The sequence below is a fragment of the Vibrio sp. 10N.222.52.C3 genome (assembly GCF_041474195.1).
Lineage (GTDB): Bacteria > Pseudomonadota > Gammaproteobacteria > Enterobacterales > Vibrionaceae > Vibrio > Vibrio crassostreae_C.
The window spans coordinates 1-238 of the sequence record NZ_JBFRTQ010000263.1 but is presented as its reverse complement, the minus strand read 5'-3'; the positions used below and the strand labels follow the sequence as shown (position 1 = coordinate 238).

Sequence of the window (238 nt, the reverse complement as noted above, 5' to 3'; positions counted from 1 at the left end):
AAGGGTTGAGTAATGTTGGTAGCACTTCACTATAGCCAACATTTACAAGGCTGACTTCCGCACTAATCGCTTCGTGAGTATCCACATCTACAGCTAAGTGCAGCTTACGCCATGTTCTTCGTTTTTCTGCACCATGCTTTTTTACTTTCCACTCACCCTCACCAAAGACTTTGAGGCCTGTCGAATCAATGGCTATATGGTGAATAGCCCCTCTAGACCTATTGCGATATTTGACCTG

At 44.5% G+C, this 238-nt stretch carries 1 protein-coding gene; it reads right to left on the bottom strand.

Going from position 1 to position 238, the window contains the following annotated elements; translation table 11 throughout:
• Nucleotides 1-238, bottom strand: a 238-nt coding sequence (locus AB4517_RS22805; RefSeq protein ID WP_372150147.1) for a transposase, incomplete at both ends; no start/stop codon positions are given.